At 30.5% G+C, this 694-nt stretch carries 1 protein-coding gene; it reads right to left on the minus strand.

The window, feature by feature from the left end; all coding sequences use genetic code 11:
* Positions 1 to 694, minus strand: a 694-nt coding sequence (locus tag O212_RS16750) for a SpaA isopeptide-forming pilin-related protein (protein ID WP_029699471.1), incomplete at both ends; no start/stop codon positions are given.

The raw sequence follows: 694 nt of genomic DNA on the forward strand, positions 1-694 counted from the left end.
AGCTTGTTTTTCTGCTTCACCAAGTACAATTTTGAATTCATGTTTTGAATTATCTAAATTGTATCCTTCTGGTGCTTTTGTTTCTACGAAATAATAACTTCCAGGTCTTAAGTTTTCTACATTTATATTACCTTCTTTATTAGTAACATAAGTATCAATCTTAGTTTCCTTTTCACCATTTACTTCATATAAATCAAATGTTGCTCCTTCAAGTTTTTCTCCAGTCTCGCTATCTTCTTTTGTAAGACTTACTGAACCTAAAATAACGTCATCACTTACTGTTATTTCTGGAACTTTATTTGTTTCTCCAAGTATTATTTCAAATGGATATTTTGTGTTATTTAAGTTATATCCAACTGGTGCTGTTATCTCTTGGAAGTAATACTTTCCTGGTCTTAAGTCTGTCTTTGTACTTACTTCTCCAGTACTTCCTGTTGTTACTTTTTCTATTAGCTTATTGTTTGAGTCATAAACTCCATAAACAGCTCCTTGAAGTTTTCTTCCAGTTTTACTATCTACCTTTATAAGTTTTGCTGATCCAAGTATTACTGAATCTTTTGCAATTACTTCATTCTTATCTGCTACTCCACCTAATTTAATTTCAAGTGGTAATTTTTCATCGCTTATATTGTATCCTTTTGGTGCTGTTATTTCTTTAAAATAGTAATTTCCCGGTCTTAATTTTGTACTTGCT

The sequence above is a fragment of the Clostridium sp. Ade.TY genome, assembly GCF_000498355.1.
Taxonomy (GTDB): domain Bacteria; phylum Bacillota; class Clostridia; order Clostridiales; family Clostridiaceae; genus Clostridium.